Origin of the sequence: Dyadobacter beijingensis DSM 21582 (assembly GCF_000382205.1) — a bacterium.
GTDB lineage: Bacteria > Bacteroidota > Bacteroidia > Cytophagales > Spirosomataceae > Dyadobacter > Dyadobacter beijingensis.
The window spans coordinates 447,385-465,512 of sequence record NZ_KB907787.1 but is presented as its reverse complement, the minus strand read 5'-3'; the positions used below and the strand labels follow the sequence as shown (position 1 = coordinate 465,512).

General features: G+C 46.7%; 30 protein-coding genes. 1 reads left to right on the top strand and 29 read right to left on the bottom strand.

Features of this window, described 5'->3' with window-relative positions:
• Positions 1 to 35: 35 nt before the first annotated feature.
• Genes gpmI through eno form a run of 3 tightly spaced genes read right to left on the bottom strand, consistent with a single transcriptional unit; the run spans position 36 to position 3,269 of the window.
• On the bottom strand, positions 36 to 1,568 hold the full coding sequence (gpmI, locus tag H144_RS0109190) for a 2,3-bisphosphoglycerate-independent phosphoglycerate mutase (RefSeq protein ID WP_019941758.1): 1,533 nt from the start codon (positions 1,566 to 1,568) through the stop codon (positions 36 to 38).
• Positions 1,569 to 1,604: 36 nt separating this feature from the next.
• The gene (locus tag H144_RS0109185; RefSeq protein WP_019941757.1) at positions 1,605 to 1,937 is read right to left on the bottom strand and encodes an FtsB family cell division protein; all 333 of its coding nucleotides are present in this window, start codon (positions 1,935 to 1,937) and stop codon (positions 1,605 to 1,607) included.
• 60 nt (positions 1,938 to 1,997) lie between these two features.
• Positions 1,998 to 3,269 (bottom strand): phosphopyruvate hydratase, encoded by a 1,272-nt coding sequence (eno, locus tag H144_RS0109180; protein WP_015813818.1) that lies wholly within the window; start codon positions 3,267 to 3,269, stop codon positions 1,998 to 2,000.
• Positions 3,270 to 3,398: 129 nt separating this feature from the next.
• On the opposite strand from eno, the gene H144_RS0109175 reads away from it, so the two are divergent.
• Complete coding sequence (locus H144_RS0109175; RefSeq protein WP_019941754.1) at positions 3,399 to 4,100, top strand: rhodanese-like domain-containing protein; 702 nt, start codon at positions 3,399 to 3,401, stop codon at positions 4,098 to 4,100.
• A 63-nt stretch (positions 4,101 to 4,163) separates the two neighbouring features.
• Here H144_RS0109175 and carA read toward each other — a convergent pair whose 3' ends face one another.
• The 26 genes from carA to rpsS form a co-directional block, all read right to left on the bottom strand.
• Positions 4,164 to 5,270, bottom strand: coding sequence for a glutamine-hydrolyzing carbamoyl-phosphate synthase small subunit (gene carA / locus H144_RS0109170; protein ID WP_019941753.1), 1,107 nt, complete (start codon positions 5,268 to 5,270; stop codon positions 4,164 to 4,166).
• A gap of 150 nt (positions 5,271 to 5,420) precedes the next feature.
• Entirely contained in the window at positions 5,421 to 5,975 is a 555-nt protein-coding gene (gene rplQ / locus H144_RS0109165; protein WP_026350535.1) for a 50S ribosomal protein L17, read from the bottom strand.
• Positions 5,976 to 6,047: 72 nt separating this feature from the next.
• On the bottom strand, positions 6,048 to 7,037 hold the full coding sequence (locus tag H144_RS0109160) for a DNA-directed RNA polymerase subunit alpha (protein ID WP_019941751.1): 990 nt from the start codon (positions 7,035 to 7,037) through the stop codon (positions 6,048 to 6,050).
• Positions 7,038 to 7,171: 134 nt separating this feature from the next.
• The gene (rpsD, locus tag H144_RS0109155) at positions 7,172 to 7,777 is read right to left on the bottom strand and encodes a 30S ribosomal protein S4 (protein ID WP_019941750.1); all 606 of its coding nucleotides are present in this window, start codon (positions 7,775 to 7,777) and stop codon (positions 7,172 to 7,174) included.
• Positions 7,778 to 7,867: 90 nt separating this feature from the next.
• Entirely contained in the window at positions 7,868 to 8,263 is a 396-nt protein-coding gene (gene rpsK, locus H144_RS0109150; protein ID WP_015813813.1) for a 30S ribosomal protein S11, read from the bottom strand.
• A 45-nt stretch (positions 8,264 to 8,308) separates the two neighbouring features.
• Positions 8,309 to 8,686 (bottom strand): 30S ribosomal protein S13, encoded by a 378-nt coding sequence (gene rpsM / locus H144_RS0109145; RefSeq protein WP_026350534.1) that lies wholly within the window; start codon positions 8,684 to 8,686, stop codon positions 8,309 to 8,311.
• Positions 8,687 to 8,691: 5 nt separating this feature from the next.
• A complete protein-coding gene (gene ykgO / locus H144_RS33840; protein ID WP_015813811.1) occupies positions 8,692 to 8,808 on the bottom strand; it encodes a type B 50S ribosomal protein L36 in 117 nt (38 codons plus the stop codon).
• 39 nt (positions 8,809 to 8,847) lie between these two features.
• Positions 8,848 to 9,066 (bottom strand): translation initiation factor IF-1, encoded by a 219-nt coding sequence (gene infA / locus H144_RS0109140; protein ID WP_015813810.1) that lies wholly within the window; start codon positions 9,064 to 9,066, stop codon positions 8,848 to 8,850.
• Between the two features lie 12 nt (positions 9,067 to 9,078).
• The gene (gene map, locus H144_RS0109135) at positions 9,079 to 9,876 is read right to left on the bottom strand and encodes a type I methionyl aminopeptidase (RefSeq protein WP_019941748.1); all 798 of its coding nucleotides are present in this window, start codon (positions 9,874 to 9,876) and stop codon (positions 9,079 to 9,081) included.
• A gap of 1 nt (position 9,877) precedes the next feature.
• Positions 9,878 to 11,191 carry a preprotein translocase subunit SecY gene (secY, locus tag H144_RS0109130; protein ID WP_026350533.1) on the bottom strand — a complete coding sequence of 438 codons (1,314 nt, stop codon included), beginning with the start codon at positions 11,189 to 11,191 and terminating at the stop codon, positions 9,878 to 9,880.
• Between the two features lie 61 nt (positions 11,192 to 11,252).
• Positions 11,253 to 11,699, bottom strand: a complete 447-nt coding sequence (gene rplO, locus H144_RS0109125; RefSeq protein ID WP_015813807.1) for a 50S ribosomal protein L15 — start codon at positions 11,697 to 11,699, stop codon at positions 11,253 to 11,255.
• A gap of 12 nt (positions 11,700 to 11,711) precedes the next feature.
• Positions 11,712 to 11,891, bottom strand: coding sequence for a 50S ribosomal protein L30 (rpmD, locus tag H144_RS0109120; protein ID WP_015813806.1), 180 nt, complete (start codon positions 11,889 to 11,891; stop codon positions 11,712 to 11,714).
• A gap of 33 nt (positions 11,892 to 11,924) precedes the next feature.
• On the bottom strand, positions 11,925 to 12,440 hold the full coding sequence (rpsE, locus tag H144_RS0109115; protein ID WP_015813805.1) for a 30S ribosomal protein S5: 516 nt from the start codon (positions 12,438 to 12,440) through the stop codon (positions 11,925 to 11,927).
• A 14-nt stretch (positions 12,441 to 12,454) separates the two neighbouring features.
• Positions 12,455 to 12,808 (bottom strand): 50S ribosomal protein L18, encoded by a 354-nt coding sequence (gene rplR, locus H144_RS0109110; protein ID WP_019941746.1) that lies wholly within the window; start codon positions 12,806 to 12,808, stop codon positions 12,455 to 12,457.
• Between the two features lie 47 nt (positions 12,809 to 12,855).
• Entirely contained in the window at positions 12,856 to 13,413 is a 558-nt protein-coding gene (gene rplF, locus H144_RS0109105) for a 50S ribosomal protein L6 (protein WP_019941745.1), read from the bottom strand.
• 21 nt (positions 13,414 to 13,434) lie between these two features.
• Positions 13,435 to 13,833, bottom strand: a complete 399-nt coding sequence (gene rpsH, locus H144_RS0109100) for a 30S ribosomal protein S8 (RefSeq protein ID WP_026350532.1) — start codon at positions 13,831 to 13,833, stop codon at positions 13,435 to 13,437.
• Positions 13,834 to 13,910: 77 nt separating this feature from the next.
• A complete protein-coding gene (gene rpsN / locus H144_RS33835) occupies positions 13,911 to 14,180 on the bottom strand; it encodes a 30S ribosomal protein S14 (RefSeq protein ID WP_015813801.1) in 270 nt (89 codons plus the stop codon).
• A 29-nt stretch (positions 14,181 to 14,209) separates the two neighbouring features.
• Entirely contained in the window at positions 14,210 to 14,764 is a 555-nt protein-coding gene (gene rplE, locus H144_RS0109095) for a 50S ribosomal protein L5 (protein WP_019941743.1), read from the bottom strand.
• A gap of 74 nt (positions 14,765 to 14,838) precedes the next feature.
• Entirely contained in the window at positions 14,839 to 15,180 is a 342-nt protein-coding gene (rplX, locus tag H144_RS0109090) for a 50S ribosomal protein L24 (RefSeq protein WP_019941742.1), read from the bottom strand.
• Between the two features lie 41 nt (positions 15,181 to 15,221).
• Positions 15,222 to 15,590, bottom strand: coding sequence for a 50S ribosomal protein L14 (gene rplN / locus H144_RS0109085; RefSeq protein WP_015813798.1), 369 nt, complete (start codon positions 15,588 to 15,590; stop codon positions 15,222 to 15,224).
• A gap of 2 nt (positions 15,591 to 15,592) precedes the next feature.
• Positions 15,593 to 15,856: a 30S ribosomal protein S17 gene (gene rpsQ, locus H144_RS0109080; protein ID WP_015813797.1), complete on the bottom strand. Its 264-nt coding sequence runs from the start codon at positions 15,854 to 15,856 to the stop codon at positions 15,593 to 15,595.
• Between the two features lie 14 nt (positions 15,857 to 15,870).
• Positions 15,871 to 16,065: a 50S ribosomal protein L29 gene (gene rpmC / locus H144_RS0109075; protein ID WP_019941741.1), complete on the bottom strand. Its 195-nt coding sequence runs from the start codon at positions 16,063 to 16,065 to the stop codon at positions 15,871 to 15,873.
• Between the two features lie 38 nt (positions 16,066 to 16,103).
• The gene (gene rplP, locus H144_RS0109070; RefSeq protein WP_019941740.1) at positions 16,104 to 16,532 is read right to left on the bottom strand and encodes a 50S ribosomal protein L16; all 429 of its coding nucleotides are present in this window, start codon (positions 16,530 to 16,532) and stop codon (positions 16,104 to 16,106) included.
• A 44-nt stretch (positions 16,533 to 16,576) separates the two neighbouring features.
• Entirely contained in the window at positions 16,577 to 17,401 is an 825-nt protein-coding gene (gene rpsC / locus H144_RS0109065) for a 30S ribosomal protein S3 (protein WP_019941739.1), read from the bottom strand.
• A 19-nt stretch (positions 17,402 to 17,420) separates the two neighbouring features.
• Positions 17,421 to 17,795 carry a 50S ribosomal protein L22 gene (rplV, locus tag H144_RS0109060; RefSeq protein WP_033402484.1) on the bottom strand — a complete coding sequence of 125 codons (375 nt, stop codon included), beginning with the start codon at positions 17,793 to 17,795 and terminating at the stop codon, positions 17,421 to 17,423.
• A 50-nt stretch (positions 17,796 to 17,845) separates the two neighbouring features.
• Positions 17,846 to 18,124, bottom strand: coding sequence for a 30S ribosomal protein S19 (gene rpsS, locus H144_RS0109055; RefSeq protein WP_015813792.1), 279 nt, complete (start codon positions 18,122 to 18,124; stop codon positions 17,846 to 17,848).
• Between the last annotated feature and the right edge of the window lie 4 nt (positions 18,125 to 18,128).

Genomic DNA, 18,128 nt, shown 5'->3' with positions numbered 1-18,128 from the left:
TCTGTTGGTTAACATCAATCGATGCCCTAAAAGTTTTAGAGAATGCTCACGCCGGTCATTTCTGCCGGTTTCGCGATTCCCATTAATTCCAGAATGGTCGGCGCGATATCGGCAAGTTTCCCATTATTGATCGGCTTCTGGTATTCATTATCCACCAGAATGCACGGCACGAGGTTCAATGAATGCGCTGTGTTTGGTGAACCGTCGTCGTTCGACATATAATCCGAGTTACCATGGTCGGCGATGATGATCGACGAGTAACCGTGGTCCAAACCGGTTGTTACAACCGCCTGTACGCATTGATCTACCGTTTCGCAAGCCTTCACTGCCGCCTCGAAAACGCCGGTATGGCCTACCATGTCGGGGTTCGCGAAATTGAGACACACGAAATCCACTTCTCCTTTTTCCAATTCAGGAACAATGGCATCGCGAATATCGAATGCCGACATTTCAGGCTGCAAATCGTAGGTAGCCACTTTTGGTGAAGGGCACAGCAAACGGCTTTCCCCCTCGAACGGCTTTTCACGACCGCCGGAGAAGAAGAATGTCACGTGCGGGTATTTCTCGGTTTCAGCAATGCGGATCTGCTTCTTTCCAGCCGATTCGAGCACCTCGCCAAGGGTATTGTTCAGGTTATCTTTGTCAAAAATGACGTCCACGCCTTTGAAAGTATCATCATAGTTGGTCATGGTGATGTATTTCAAATTCAGCTTGTGCATATTCTGCTCGTGGAAATCCTGCTGCGTGAGCACCTGCGTGATCTCGCGGCCGCGGTCTGTGCGGAAGTTGAAGCACAATACCACATCACCGTCCTGGATCAACGCGAGCGGGGAACCGTCGGCATTGGTAGCGATGATCGGCGTGATGAATTCGTCGGTAACACCTTCTTCGTAGGAAGCCTGTACAGCCTTCAGAACGTCTGCTGCCGGTACGTGCTTGCCTTCGCCGTGAACCATCGCGTCGTAAGCGAGTTTCACGCGCTCCCAACGCTTATCACGGTCCATTGCGTAGTAGCGGCCGGTTATGCTGGCGATCTTGCCTGTGGTTTGCGCCATCGATTCACTTAGCTCGGTCAGGAAACCCAATCCGCTCTTCGGATCGGTATCGCGGCCGTCGGTGAATGCGTGAACGAATACATCGCTCAAACCGCGGTCTGCCGCGATTTTGCAAAGACCTTTCAAATGGTCGATATGCGAGTGCACGCCGCCATCCGAAACGAGGCCGATGAAATGGAGTCTTTTACCCTCCGCCTTCGCGTAGTCGAGCGCCTGTGCGAGCGCGGGCTCGTGCGCGAGCGTGCCTTCGGATACCGCGAGGTTGATTTTTACCAGGTCCTGATAGACGACGCGACCGGCGCCGAGATTGGTATGTCCTACTTCGGAGTTACCCATTTGTCCGTCGGGCAAGCCTACTGCCAGACCGCTCGCTTCGAGCTTGCTATGCGGGTATTTTTGAAGAATGGAATCGTAAAACGGCGTTTTTGCAGCCAGAATGGCGGAACGGTTTTCCTCGCCGGACTTGGCGATGCCCCAGCCGTCCATAATAATGAGGATGACTTTCTTGCTCAATGTATGCTGAATTAAAATGTTATGTCTAGCGTAATGCTACTCTTCCTTTTTGCTTTCGACAGGCTGATTGTTTTCGTCCACAATCACATATACTTCTTCGTTGGGTTTGCGCATCATGAATTTCTCGCGCGCCCATTTTTCAAGCATTCTGGGATTTCCGAAAACCTCATTCCGTTCTTTCTTAACCTCGCGGATCTTCTCTTCCAGGATCGTCTTCTCCTTTTCGAGGTCCTTCATTTTCATCCGGTTCGACATCACGATCCGGACATTGTTATTGTCGAGGAACAAAATCCATATCAGCCACACGACGAATGTGGCGATATAGAAGTTCTTTAATGTGTGCAACGACCAGAATGAGCGGTTTTTCATATTGAAATACCCTTAAAACAAGAACCGGAGCACTGGGCTCCGGCTCTTATATGGTTTTGATTAGAATTTCAATCCCGGGAAATATGCGCTTTCGCCCAGTTCTTCTTCAATGCGAAGCAGCTGGTTGTATTTCGCCATACGGTCTGAACGTGAAGCCGAACCTGTTTTGATCTGGCCGGTGTTCAATGCAACCGCGAGGTCAGCGATCGTTGCATCTTCTGTTTCACCTGAGCGGTGCGACATAATGCTCTTGTAGCTGTTGCGTTTTGCAAGGTTTACCGTATCGATGGTCTCGGTCAAAGAACCGATCTGGTTTACTTTCACCAATACCGCGTTAGCGATTTGTGACTCGATACCTTGTTGCAGACGGGTTACATTGGTTACGAACAAGTCGTCGCCCACGAGCTGGCATTTCTTGCCGATAGAATCGGTCAAAGTTTTCCAACCTGCCCAGTCGTCTTCGTCCATACCGTCCTCGATCGAGATGATAGGATATTTAGCCACCCACTGAGTCCAGTAGTCAGCCATCTCGTCAGAGCTCAATTTACGGCCGTCTGATTTTTTGAAATGGTACAAACCGTCTTCGTAGAACTCGGAAACAGCTGCATCCATCGCGATGAAGATTTCTTCGCCGGGTTTGTAACCTGCTTTTTCGATTGCTTGCAATACAACCTCGATTGCCTCTTCGTTGGATTTGATGTTAGGGGCAAAACCACCTTCGTCACCTACGTTGGTCGAGTAGCCTTTGCTTTTCAATACGGTTTTCAAAGTATGGAAAACTTCAACGCCCATGCGCAATGCCTGAGAGAAAGTATCCGCTTTGGCCGGCATGATCATGAACTCCTGGAAATCGATGGAGTTATCCGCGTGGCTACCGCCGTTAAGGATGTTCATCATCGGTACAGGCAATGTATTGGCATTGGTACCACCTACGTAACGGTACAATGGCAGGTTAGCTTCCTGTGCAGCAGCTTTCGCAGCAGCAAGGGAAACGCCCAGGATCGCATTTGCACCCAACTTCGCTTTGTTAGGCGTGCCATCCAGTTCCAGCATGATTTTATCAATGAGGTTTTGCTCGAATACGGAGCAACCGATCAGTTCAGGGAAGATGATGTCGTTTACATTCTCAACCGCCTTCAAAACTCCTTTTCCAACATAAACGCTCTTGTCGTCATCGCGAAGCTCAACTGCCTCGTGCTTACCGGTAGAAGCTCCCGAAGGAACAGCGGCACGGCCCAGATAACCATTCTCGGTACGAATATCAACTTCTATTGTGGGGTTTCCTCTTGAATCCAGAATTTGTCTTGCATGTACTGACTGAATCGTACTCATTTGCAGCTTGTGGTTTGATTAAAAATTGGAACTTATAAACGCTACAAAATAACGCAAAAAAAATGGTCATCCATAAACTCCCGGTCATTTTAGGCTAAATTTACTAGCTGAACAACCACACCATTTACCATGAGAATAACCCACATTCTGACAACCATCCTGCTGAGCCTGCCCTTTGCATTACATGCTCAGAAACAGATCACTACGGAAGAATTCGAAAAACAACTGGCCAAATCGGGCAGCGCACAGCTCCTGGACGTGCGCACGCCGGAAGAGTACGAGGAGGGACATCTGGCCAAGGCGGCCAACGTCGATTATAAAAGTCCTGATTTCAAGGAGAAAATTGCAAAACTGGATAAGAACAAGCCTGTTTTCGTGTATTGCCTGTCGGGCGGAAGAAGTGCGGCGGCAGCCACTGCATTGCATGAAAACGGCTTCAACGAGGTCTACGACATGAAGGGCGGGTATCTTAAATGGAACACGTCGGGAAAGGCTGTCGAAGGAGCTAATAAGGCGGGCGTTAAGGGCATGAGCAAGTCTGAATTTAACAAAATCATAACTTCCGAAAACGTCGTGCTGGTGGACATTCATGCAAAATGGTGCCTGCCATGCGTGAAAATGCTGCCTACCGTCGAAAAACTGCAAAAGGAATACGCGGGAAAGGCAAAAATCGAAACCATCGAGTTCGACCCGAATAAGGCATTGGTGAAAGAACTGCGCGTGGACGAGATCCCGGCATTCCTGCTTTATAAAAATGGCAAGCTGGTGAAGCTTAAAAATGGCTATATGGAAGAGAAAGAATTCCGTGCATTGCTGGATTCGCAGCTTTAATGCTATTTTCATTCTCAAAAAGCGAAAAATCCCTCCGCATAATGTGGAGGGATTTTTGTTATATCAGCTCGCTGCGTTAAGCAACTTGATAAACTCGTCGAACAGGTAGCGTGAATCGTGCGGGCCTGGCGATGCTTCCGGGTGGTATTGCACCGAGAATGCCGGGTAATCCTTTCTGCGGATACCTTCGATGGTCTTATCGTTCAGGTTAATGTGCGTTACCTCGATATCCGGGTGGTTTTCGATCTCATCCGGTTTCACTGCGAAGCCGTGGTTTTGCGAAGTGATTTCGCAAAGACCTGTGATCAGGTTTTTCACCGGGTGGTTCAGCCCGCGGTGGCCGTGGTGCATTTTGTACGTAGTGATACCGCTCGAAAGCGCCAGCAGCTGGTGACCGAGACAGATCCCGAAAAGCGGCTTGGCCGTTTCCACCATTTGTGATACGTTTTCTACCGCATAGGCCATCGCCGAAGGATCGCCGGGGCCGTTTGAGATAAAGAAGCCGTCGGGGTTCCATTGCATTACTTCTTCGTAAGGCGTCTTCGCAGGGAAAACCTTGCAATAGCAGCCTCTTGACGTCAGGTTCAGCAGAATGCTTTTCTTGATACCATAATCCATGACAGCCACGCGCCATTTGGCGGAAGCTTCGTCGCCCATGTAGTAAGGCTCCTCGGTCGTAACTTCGGAAGAAAGCTCCAGTCCGTTCATGGATGGGATTTTCTTCAATTCTTTCATCAGCTCCGCTTCGTCGAGGATCTCAGAAGAGATAATGGCGTTCATCACACCCTTCTCGCGTACGTGACGCACGAGGTGGCGGGTATCCACATTGCTGATACCGACAATGTTCGCCCGTTCGAAATACTCTTGCAGAGAGAAATCAGCGGTGTCACGCGAGTAGATCTGTGAGAATGTGTTACAAACCATCCCGCGGATCTTAACCGAGCCAGATTCTTCCTCGTCTTCCAGCTGCACGCCGTAGTTACCGATGTGCGAGTTGGTGTTCACGATAATCTGACCGTAATAGGAAGGGTCTGTGTAAATTTCCTGGTAGCCGGTCATGCCCGTGTTAAAGCAAATTTCGCCACCGGTGGTTCCACTTTTACCCAAAGCGAGTCCTTTGTATGCTGTTCCGTCTTCTAGCAACAACAGAGCTTCCTTTTTCTGATTCATATTATGGTTTAATCTGTTTTCCGGGCTGTTTTGAGCCTTTTTGGGGCGGCCGGTTCAATTTTGGTGCAAAAATACGACTTTTCACTCAAAAAAAAGGGTTAAACGAAACCGTTCAACCCTTTTCCTATATTTCAATTTCCGATTTCCAAACTATTCCTTTTCAGTTTCGCCTGGTGTTTCTTCGGTTTTCGGAGCTTCTTCTTCGGCAGGAGCCTCAGTTTCTGCTACGATCGGATGATCTTCTTTCTTCACCGGAGCAGCTTCAACAGCGCCCTCAGCTTTCTTGCCACCTCTTCTGCTGCGACGAGTCTTAGCAGGTTTGTCGGCATTGGCAAGCAACAGTGCATCGTTGAAATCAACCAGCTCGATCAGCGCAGTTTCAGCCGCGTCACCCAAACGGTTGCCCAGTTTGATGATACGTGTATAACCACCCGGGCGAGATGCGATTTTATCCGAAACGACACCGAAAAGTTCTTTTGTCGATTCTTTGTCTTTCAGATAAGAGAATGCGATCCTTCTGTTGTGAGTCGAATCCTCTTTCGCACGTGTCAGCAGAGGCTCAACGAACTTACGAAGTTCTTTTGCCTTTGCCAGGGTTGTTTCAATTCTTTTGTGGAGGATCAAAGAGGAAGCCATGTTTGAAAGCATCGCCTTGCGGTGTGATGCGGTTCTTCCTAAGTGATTGTCCTTCTTACCGTGTCTCATTGTTTTGTTGTTTAGTTGCTTCGAGCGGCGCGGTTAGCGCGCTACAGAATACATACTTATGATGGAATTTAATTAATCCTCGTCCAGACGGTATTTCGACACGTCCATTCCAAATGTCAACTGTTTGTCGGCAACAAGTTGTTCCAACTCGGTGAGTGACTTCTTACCGAAGTTGCGGAATTTCATCATATCAGAAATTTCGAGTCTCACCAGATCGCCAAGCGTCTTCACGTCGGCTGATTTCAAACAGTTGTAAGCGCGTACGGAGAGATCCAGTTCGGACAATGAAGTCTTCAACAATTTTCTCATACGCAGCATTTCTTCATCAACCTGATTATCTTCTTCTGCTTTCTGTTTCTCAAACGTCATCGTTTGGTCAGAGAACAGCATGAAATGTTGAATCAGAATATTGGCAGCGCCTTTCAATGCATCTTCCGGGTGGATTGAACCATCGGTTTGGATGTCGATCAAAAGACGTTCGTAGTCGGTACGCTGTTCCACACGCGTGTTTTCAACGCTGTATTTCACATTTTTAATAGGCGTATAAATGGAGTCTACCGCGATGTAGCCGAACGGGAGCTCATTAGCCCGCGGCTCGTCTGCCGGTACGTAACCTCTACCTTTATCCAAGAGAAGTTCCATTTCGAACTCCTTTTGATCATCTATATGGCAAATGACCAGGTCCGGATTCAAGACCTCGAACGCACTAGTAAACTTGCCAATGTCGCCGGCGGTAATCACCGATACATTTTTCAGGTTTACTACGATCCTACTCTCACTCAGGTCAGAAACTTTTTTAAAACGAACCATTTTCAGGTTCAGGATGATTTCCGTTACATCCTCAACTATACCTTCGATAGAAGAAAATTCATGAAGAACGCCAGGGAACTTCACGCTCGTGATGGCATAACCCTCCAAAGAAGAAAGGAGAATCCTACGCAACGCATTACCAATGGTTACGCCGTATCCTTTCTCTAAAGGCTTAAACTCAAACAACCCGTGAAAGTCGTCTGCTTTCTCCATGACGACCTTATCAGGCATTTGGAAAGCTAATATTGACATAGTCCTTGCTCCTTTTATAGTAGTAAATGATAGTTGATCACGCTACCTTACCTTTGCGATCGCAAAATTGTGCCGTTGCCGGCAAAAAAAGCACTACCCCGAAATTTCGGGGAGTGCATGTAATATGAAGATTATTATTTAGAATACAATTCAACGATCAGCTGCTCGTTGATGTTTTCTGGAATTGACTCGCGGTCTGGATAGGAAACGAACTTGCCGGACAATTCCTGACCGTTCCACTCCAACCAGCTAAAACCTTTTGAACTATGTCCTGCAAGGCTGTCGGTTACGGCTTCGAGAGATTTGGATTTCTCGCGAACGGTAACAACCTGGCCTGGGCGCAATGAGTATGAAGGGATGTTTACAATCTCACCATCAACCAGGATATGCTTGTGAGACACGAGCTGACGGGCAGCACGACGTGTCGGAGCAATACCCAAACGGTAAACTGTATTATCCAGACGGGCTTCGCAATATCTCAAAAGGTTTTCACCCGTAAGACCTGCTTTAACGGAAGCTTTCTCAAACAAGCTACGGAATTGTCTTTCAAGGATACCGTAGATGAATTTCACTTTTTGTTTCTCAGCCAATTGCAGAGCGTACTCCGACTTCTTTGACCGACGACCCTTTCCGTGCATTCCGGGAGGGTAATTTTTCTTTGCAAGCGCTTTGCTTGGGCCCATGATGGGCTCTCCGTAACGTCTTGCGACTTTGGTTTTGGGACCTGTATAACGTGCCATTAAAACTATTTGTTTACTAAATTGATAAAAACCATTCTGTAACCCCAGTGTCCAAATTACGAATGGGTACCTTTCGGTACTAACTAATTACTATACTCTACGACGTTTTGGAGGACGGCATCCGTTGTGCGGAAGCGGCGTGATGTCACGGATTGTGGTCACTTCGATACCTGCATTCTGGATCGTACGGATCGCGGACTCACGGCCTGACCCTGGTCCTTTTACGAAAACCTCAGCTTTACGCATTCCGAGGTCGAACGCAACTTGTGCAGCGCTCTGTGCAGCAGTCTGAGCTGCGTATGGCGTGTTCTTCTTAGAACCACGGAATCCCATTTTACCGGCAGAACCCCAAGAGATAACTTGTCCGTTGCTGTTAGTAATTGAGATAATGATATTATTGAAAGAAGCCTTGATGTGAACCTGACCAACAGGCTCCACAACAACCACTCTCTTTTTTGCTTTATCTTTTCTTTTATTCTGTGCCATTGCTGTTGGAATAATAAGTTGTGGATCACTCCACCGCTCACTTTATTATTTAGTAGCCTTTTTCTTGTTCGCGATAGTTTTGCGTTTACCCTTACGAGTACGTGAGTTGTTTTTCGTTCTCTGACCACGCAAAGGCAATCCTTTACGGTGACGGAGACCACGATAACAAGCGATATCCATAAGGCGCTTAATGCTCAACTGAACCTCAGACTTAAGAGCGCCTTCTACTTTAAATTCCCCAGCAATAACCCCACGGATCGCGCCAGACTCGTCGTCGGTCCAGTCGATCACTTTTTTATTCAAATCAACACCTGCCTTTTCGAGGATTTTCTTAGCCGAGCTACGGCCGATCCCGAAAATATAAGTCAATGAGATTTCGCCTCTTTTGCGATCTGGAATGTCTACTCCTGCAATACGTGCCATAATTATTATCCTTGTCTTTGTTTATACCGTGGGTTCTTCTTGTTAATAACGTACACTTTACCCTTCCGGCGGATAACCTTGCAGTCTTCACTGCGTTTCTTAACTGATGCTTTGACTTTCATCTGATTAAACTTTGTGTTAATTTAAGGTAATCGATCCCCTTACTTGTAACGATATGTAATCCGGGCCTTCGATAGGTCGTAAGGAGACATTTCCAGTTTTACTCTGTCGCCCGGCAATATTTTGATATAGTGCATTCTCATTTTACCTGAGATATGCGCGATAACTTCATGCTTGTTCTCTAATACAACACGAAACATTGCGTTTGACAATGCTTCGAGAATTACTCCGTCTTGTTCGATTGATGCTTGTTTTGCCATTCGTAGCGTTTGTTACTGTACTTCAACCATAAGGCTGGTGTTGGCCGTCACTTTTTCAATGTAATCGAATGTTGTCAGAATTTCTGCCTTTCCTTTCCGCACTACCACGGTATGTTCGAAATGCGCAGAATACTTTCTGTCGTTGGTGCGTATTGTCCAGCCGTCGCGCTCCTGCACTACTGCTTTCGCTCCAAGGTTGATCATCGGCTCGATCGCCAAAACCATACCTTCTCTCAGTCGTATTCCTTTGCCTCTTTTCCCGTAGTTGGGTACTTCCGGAGCTTCGTGCAGGTCCCTGCCTACTCCATGTCCTACCAACTCTCTCACCACCGTGTAACCCCGATCTTCGACATAACTCTGAACCGCGTGGCCGATATCACCGATCCGAAGGCCATCCACCGCTTGCTCGATTCCCTTGTACAAGGACTTCTTCGTCGCGATCAGGAGGTTCATCACCTCCTTGGATACTTCCCCGACCGGGTAAGTGTATGCGCTATCGCTGTGATATCCGTTCAGCTTTACGCCGCAGTCGATCGAAACGATGTCACCTTCTTTTAGCACGTAGCCCCCGGGGATCCCGTGGACTACAACTTCATTGACCGATATACAAAGAGAGGCCGGAAACTTGTTGAATCCCTTGAATGAAGGGATTCCACCATTGTCTCTGATATATTCCTCAGCAACCGCATCCAACTTTCCGGTAGTAACACCTGGTTTTACCCAGGTGGCTACTTCCGCATGTGCCTTGCCGAGCAGTTGAGCACTAACCTTTATCAGGTTGATTTCCTCTTCTGTCTTAAGATAAATCATTTCAGATTGCTACGCTCTCGGTGCGTCCTTTAACACGTCCCGACTTCATCAAGCCTTCATAGCGGCGCATCAGCAGATAGCTTTCAACTTGTTGAAGCGTATCCAACACTACACCTACCATGATCAGCAACGAAGTACCTCCGAAGAAGTGAGCGAAGTCGGTAGAGATTCCCAGAAGGCTTGCGAATGCAGGCAAGGTTGCAACAACCGCCAGCATCAACGCGCCAGGAAAAGTGATCCGGTCCAATACAGAACTAATGTACTCCGAAGTCTGCTGGCCTGGTTTCACACCGGGGATAAATCCGCCTCCACGTTTCATATCATCGGCAATCTGTTGTGGGTTTACCGAGATCGCTGTATAGAAGAACGTAAAAACAATAATCAATACCGCAAACAGCAGGTTGTACTGCCAGGTCGTGTAGTTCGCAAAAATGGTTGCTACGTTGCTGGCGAAATCACTTTTCTCAGCGAAATACGATGCTCCCAGTGAAGGAATGAACATCAAAGCCTGAGCGAAAATGATCGGCATTACGCCCGCTGCATTCAATTTCAATGGTAAATACTGGCGCTGACCACCCATTACCCGGTTTCCTACCACCTGCTTAGCATACTGGATAGGAATACGACGAACAGCCTGGGTCAACATCACCGCACCCATGATTACGAAATACAGGGCTACGATCTCCAATACAAATAACAGAATCTGGCCGCTGCCTCTTGATACGAATTCTTTGTAGATCGCACCAGGAAAACGCGATACGATACCGATCATGATCAGCATCGAAATACCGTTACCAATACCTTTATCCGTAATGCGCTCGCCGAGCCACATACAGAACATGGTGCCAGCCGTCAGAACGAATACGGACGAAATGGTGAACATGCTTCTGGAAACCAGAAGAGCCTCGTCAGGTACGGTCGTATTCAAATAGGCAGTACCTTGAACAAGTGTAACAACGATAGTCAGAACCCGGGTGATTTGGTTCAGCTTTTTACGGCCTGATTCCCCTTCCTTTTGCATTTTCTGGAAATATGGCAGGGCCATAGTCAACAGCTGAATAGCAATGGAAGCGGAAATGTAAGGCATGATGCCCAATGCAAAAATGGAAGCTTTACTAAAAGCTCCACCTAAGAAAGTATCCAGCAACCCCAACAATCCCTGCGAGGATACATTCATTTGATCAGGTTCAACACCTGGCAACGCAACGTAAGACCCCAAACGGAAGATCGTTATAAACAAAAGAGTGTTGAGAATACGTGTTCTCAACTCCTCAATCGCAAATATGTGTTTTATAGTCTCTAAAAATCGTTTCATCTTCTGGGCTTACAACGCTCTGTTCAAAGTAAACAAATTCTGTCGGGGTATCGCAGCTAAATTACAATTTAACTGCTTTACCACCTGCCTTCTCGATCGACTCGATAGCCGAAGCGGAGAACCCATGAGCCTGAACTTCAACCGCAGAAGTAATTTCACCACGGTTAAGGATCTTAACCAGGTCATTCTTCGCGCTGAGACCATTTTCACGAATCAGATCCAACGTTACTACCGCAGCGCCGGTTTTCTCAACCAATGCCTGGATTGCATCCAGGTTCAACGCCTTGTATTCAACGCGGTTGATGTTATTGAAACCGAATTTCGGCAAACGTCTTTGAAGAGGCATCTGACCACCTTCGAAGCCCAGCTTGCGGCTGTAACCTGAACGCGACTGCGCTCCCTTGTGTCCACGTGCAGCAGTGCCCCCTTTACCGGAACCCTGGCCACGTCCAACCCGCTTTCCAACCTTTACGGAACCAGCAGCCGGTTTTAATGAACTTAAATTCATACTATTCGTATATTAGATTTCTTCAACTTTAACCAAGTGGCTTACCTTGCGGATCATTCCCGCGATGGCGTCGCTGTTTTCTTTCTCAACAGACCGGTTCAGTTTACCAAGACCCAACGCTTTGATCGTCAGCTTTTGCTTCTCAGGGCGGTCAATTGTGCTCTTAACTTGTGTAATACGTACTTTTGACATGATTACTCTCAGATTGAGGATAATCCCGAAGGATTATCCGTTGAATACTTTTTCCAATTTAACGCTGCGTTGGAAAGCAACCTGATGCGGAGCTCTCATCTTCAAAAGAGCGTCAATTGTAGCCTTGATTACGTTGTGCGGGTTCGATGAACCTTTGGATTTTGCAAGTACGTCTTTGATACCTGCGCTTTCCAGCACTGCGCGCATCGGGCCACCCGCCAGTACTCCTGTGCCAGGAGCAGCCGGCTTGATCAGAACGAAACCACCGCTGAACTTACCTTCCATTTCGTGAGGAACGGTATGTTTAAGCATCGGAATTTGGATCAGGTTTTTCTTAGCATCGTCAATTCCTTTGGCGATCGCGTCAGTTACTTCATTGGCTTTGCCCAATCCATAACCTACAACCCCATTTCCGTCTCCTACTACCACGATGGCAGAGAAGGAGAAACGACGACCACCTTTTACTACTTTTGCTACCCGGTTGATCGCTACAACGCGCTCTTTCAGGTCTGATTCGTTAACCTTTGAAGGTCTTGTATTTGTAGACATAGTCTTTGTTATACTTAGAATTTCAGGCCACCCTCACGAGCTCCGTCGGCCAATGCTTTTACCTTACCGTGGTACAAATATCCGTTGCGGTCAAAAACTACTGCCTGGATACCTGCTTCCTGCGCTTTTTCAGCGATTTTTTTACCAACCTGGGCAGCTACTTCAACATTGGAGTTTTCTTTTCTGCCCCCCAGTTCTACCGACGATGCGCTTGCAAGGGTAATCCCTTTGATATCATCGATAATCTGAGCATATATGCTTGTATTTGAACGGAAGACCGAAAGTCTTGGACGTTCTGCGCTTCCCTTCACCCGTTTACGGATGTGAAGTTTCAGGCGTTGTCTTCTATCTGCTTTTGCGTTAGCCATCTTAAATCTTGTCTTACTTGTTTATAACATTGATCGGTGGCTACGCACTATTTCTTAGAAGCAGACTTACCTGCCTTGCGACGAACGACTTCACCAACGAAACGAATACCTTTACCTTTGTAAGGTTCAACTTTACGCAGGGACTTGATTTTCGCAGCTACTACACCTATCAGCTCCTTATCGATACCTTCCAGGATAACCTTAGGGTTCTGACCTTTCTCAGAGGTTGTAACAACCTTGATTTCCTCTGGGATCGCCATGAAGATGTTGTGCGAGTAGCCCAGTTGAAGTTCGAGAACATTGTTCGCCGAGCTCGCCTTGTAACCTACCCCGATAATTTCAAGCTCGCGCTTGTAACCCTCGCCTACACCGATTACCATGTTGTTCAACAGGGAACGGTAAAGGCCATGCAATGCTTTGTGACGCTTTTGCTCTGTCGGGCGCTTCACTTTAAGCTCGCTACCTTCCACTTCAACAGTAATATCGCTGTCGACAGCCTGGGTAAGTGTGCCTTTTGGGCCTTTTACAGATACTACGTTATCGTCTGCAACCGATACGGATACGCCCGCCGGCAACGTGATAACTTTATTTCCTATTCGTGACATTTCCTGAATAACTTTTAAATATTAATACACGAAACATAACACTTCACCACCCACATTCAGTGTCTTAGCTTCCTTATCTGTCATTACACCTTTCGATGTAGAGATGATCACTGTTCCTAAGCCGCCCAATACACGTGGCAGTGTTGATGAACCTGAATATTTACGTAGTCCAGGCTTACTAACCCTCTCCAATTTCACAATTGCAGATTGCTTTGTCACAGGATTGTATTTCAAAGCGATCTTGATAACTCCCTGAGGACCAACCTCGTCGAATTTATAGCTTTGAATGTACCCCTTGTCAAAAAGTACCTTTGTAATCTCTTTTTTTATGTTGGATGCAGGTATCTCAACAACCCGGTGCTTCGCTTTGATAGCGTTTCTGAGTCTCGTCAGATAGTCTGCTATGGGATCCGTTAACATGTTTATGCCAAGTTTAAACACCCCCTTTTGAACGGGAGTGCAAAGTTAAGTAATTGAAATCAGAATTGAAAGTATTCTTACCAACTTGATTTTGTAACTCCTGGAATTTTTCCATCTGACGCCATATCGCGGAAGAGTACCCGGGAAATTCCGAATTTACGCATATAACCGCGAGGTCTTCCGGTGATTTTGCACCGGTTGTGCAGGCGTACAGGAGAAGAGTTACGTGGTAACTTGTCAAGACCAACCCAGTCACCGGCAGCTTTTAACTTGCTACGTTTTTCAGCGTAACGCTCTACTAGCGCTTGTCTTTTTCTCTCCCGTGCTTTTACTGATTCTTTTGCCATTGTCGGTAAATAATCTTAGTAGTATTTTCTTATTTATTCGCGTTGGTGAAAGGCATTCCCAATGCTTTCAGCAGTTCGTAGCTCTCTTCGTCAGAGTTGGTAGAGGTCACGAATGTGATATCCATACCAGTGATTTTAGCCACTTTTTCGATGCTGATCTCAGGGAAAATAATCTGCTCCTTCACACCGAACGTATAATTTCCACGTCCATCGAATCCTTTGTCGCTGATACCTTTGAAGTCACGTACACGTGGCATAGCAATGGTTGTCAAACGGTCCAGGAATTCATACATCTTGTCACCACGAAGCGTTACTTTCGCTCCGATAGGCATGTTTTCACGCAACTTAAAGTTAGAAACAGCCTTTTTGGAGATAGTAGCTATTGCTTTCTGTCCTGTGATCAGGCTCAACTCTTCCACACCGGTGTCAACAAGTTTCTTGTCTGCCACAGCAGCACCGATACCCTTGTTGATAACAATCTTTGTCAGGCGGGGAACCTGCATGCTTGATTTATACTGGAATTTCCCCTTCAATTGCGAAACGATTTCGCTAACGTATTTCTCTTTTAATCTAGGCGTCGCCATGTTTGAAAGTGATTATGTGGATTGCCGACCCACGCGCTTGGTTATAAAAATCAACTGCTTTCGGCAAATCCGGATTACAATAAGTTTCCGGATTTTTTCGAAAAGCGTTGCAGTTTTCCTTTGTCGTTCGCTTTACGGCCGGTTCTTGAAGCTTCGCCTGTTTTAGGGTCTACTACCATCAGGTTACTGATGTGAATCGCGCCTTCGCGTTTTTCGATGCTGCCTTGTGGGTTCTGCGCGTTTGGCTTAACGTGCTTGGTGATCATATTCACACCTTCCACAGTAGCTCTCTGTTTTTCTACAAGCACCTTGGTGATCACGCCTGTTTCGCCTTTTGCGTTACCTGAAATCACTTTCACGGTATCACCTTTGCGAACGTGCAATTTTGCCGGTGCTTTTTTATTTGTACTTTCCATTGAGGTATTCTCTTAACTGTTTAAAGAAATACTGATGTTTCTTACAACACTTCCGGTGCCAGTGATACGATTTTCATGAACTGCTTCTCGCGCAACTCGCGGGCAACTGGTCCGAAAATACGTGAACCACGTGGTTCGTCATTGTTGTTCAATAAAACTGCCGCATTATCTTCAAACCGGATATAAGTTCCATCTTTGCGACGTACCTCTTTCTTAGTACGTACAACCACGGCTTTGGAAACCGTTCCTTTTTTCATGTTGCTCGAAGACAGAGCGGATTTCACCGTCACGACGATCTTATCGCCCACCGAAGCATAACGCTTTCCAGTTCCGCCCAATACCCGGATTACGAGTACTTCTTTCGCGCCACTGTTATCGGCTACTGACAGTCTTGATTCTTGTTGTACCATGATTACTTCGCTCTTTCAAGGATTTCTACTAATCTCCAACGCTTGTTTTTGCTAAGCGGACGAGTTTCCATTACACGGATAGTATCACCGATACCAACCTGGTTTGTTTCGTCGTGAACCATCAGTTTGGTAGTTTTAGTCATAAACTTACCATACTTCTCGTGCTTCACTTTACGCACTACGGTGATCACGCAGGACTTGTCCATTTTGTTGCTCACCACTTTGCCAATTCTCTCTTTACGTAAATTTCTTACTGTTGCCTCCATAATTTCTAAACTGTTTACTGTTGGTTAGATTTAGCCGACAGCTCGGTTAAGAGTCTTGCAATTTCCTTACGTGAGGCGCGAATACGCAGAGGATTCTCAATTGGAGAAATAGCATGCGCAAATTTCAACCGGAGTAAGCGCTCTCTCTCTTGGGCGATCTGCTCTTTCAGCTGATCCTGCGACAGATTCTTGATTTCTTTACTAGCCATTGCTTTTAATAATTTGTGTTCTTGATACGTTCGGACTACTATGATTCCTGATAATCCCGGCGTACGACGAACCTTGTCTTAATTGGCAACTTTTGTGCAGCCAAACGCAATGCTTCGTTTGCAGTATCCAGCGCTACACCAGTCGCTTCGAAAATGATAGTTCCAGGTTTAACAGGAGCTACCCAATATTCAGGAGCACCTTTACCTTTACCCATACGAACCTCAGCAGGTTTTTTGGTAATTGGTTTGTCAGGGAATACACGGATCCAAACCTGACCTTCGCGTTTCATCGCACGTGTTACCGAGATACGGGCTGCTTCGATCTGGCGAGCAGTCAACCAACCTGGTTCCAGTGCCTTTATTGCAAACGATCCAAAAGCGATCTCATGTCCGCGGGTCGCGAGACCGTTGTGCGAACCTTTGTTCTTTTGTTGTTTGCGAAATTTTGTCCTTTTCGGCTGTAACATGATTCTAATCTATTTGAACCGGTTTGATACCGGAAAGTATCTGATTACTTCTTCTTGTTCTTGTTGCGTTTGCGGCGATCTGCGTCACCACCTCCACCTTCTCCGCGAGGAGCACCGTCGTTTCTGTCACGACCGCCTCTTCTGTCACCACGTCCGCCGCGATCGTTTCCACGTTCGCCACCTTGCGCGCTTCTTTCAGCCCTGTCTGATGCCGCAGTTGCCGCGCTTGGAGTCAGGTCACGCTTTCCATACAATTCACCTTTGAAGATCCATACTTTGATACCGATCTTACCGTAGATAGTTTGTGCTTCGGAGATAGCGTAATCGATGTCCGCTCTCAATGTATGCAAAGGAATGCGTCCTTCTTTGTATTCTTCCGTACGGGCCATTTCAGCACCACCCAGACGACCTGCCAAACGAATTTTGATTCCTTGTGTTCCTACACGCATTGCAGAAGCGATCGATTGCTTCATTGCACGACGGTAAGAGATACGAGCCTGCAATTGCTGAGCGATTGCCTCGCCTACCAGTTTTGCATCGATTTCAGGACGTTTGATTTCGTAGATGTTGATCTGAACATCTTTGCCTGTAATCTTTTTAAGCTCTTCTTTGATTTTATCAACTTCGCTACCACCTTTTCCGATCACGATGCCTGGACGGGCAGTGTGGATCGTCAATGTGATGCGTTTCAATGTACGTTCAATAACTACTTTTGAAATCGATCCTTTCGGGATACGTGCTTTGATGTAGTTACGGATTTTCTCGTCTTCAACCAGTTTGTCAGAGAAGTCTTTTCCTCCGTACCAGCTAGATTCCCATCCTCTAACAATTCCTAGTCTTAGACCTATCGGATTAACCTTTTGTCCCATTCGAAATAGATCGTTTTACTTATGATTCGATTACTGCTTCATTTACTGACACCGACGCGTCGTCTACCACGATTGTGATGTGGTTGGAACGCTTACGGATTCTGTGTGCTCTTCCCTGAGGTGCAGGGCGCAAACGCTTCAACATGCGTCCACCGTCGATGAAAACGGTTTTAACGATCAGGTCAGCGTCTTCCAGTTTTGATCCTTCGTTCAGTTGCTGCCAGTTGGCAACTGCTGAAAGAAGAACTTTGTGCAAAACCGGCGATGAAGCTCTCGGTTGGAATTTCAAAAGTGCCAACGCTTTGCTGACCTTCTGTCCGCGAATCATGTCGGCCACCAATCTCATCTTACGAGGAGAAGTAGGCACATCCTTTAATATAGCTCTTGCTTCCATGTTTCTTTTCAGATATCGGCTCGTCCGTTAGGACCAGCTACGTCGACAAATTATTTTCTTCCTTTATCTTTTTTTGCGGTGTGGCCACGGAAGTTACGGGTTGGAGAGAACTCGCCCAGTTTGTGTCCTACCATGTTTTCAGTTACATAAACCGGGATAAACTTGTTTCCGTTATGTACTGCAAATGTGTGCCCGATAAAATCAGGCGAAATCATTGAGCGCCGCGACCAGGTCTTGATGACAGATTTACGCGACGAGTTGTTCATCGTTTCAACTTTGGCTTCGAGACGAAAGTCGATATATGGTCCTTTTTTTAATGAGCGTGCCATGTTC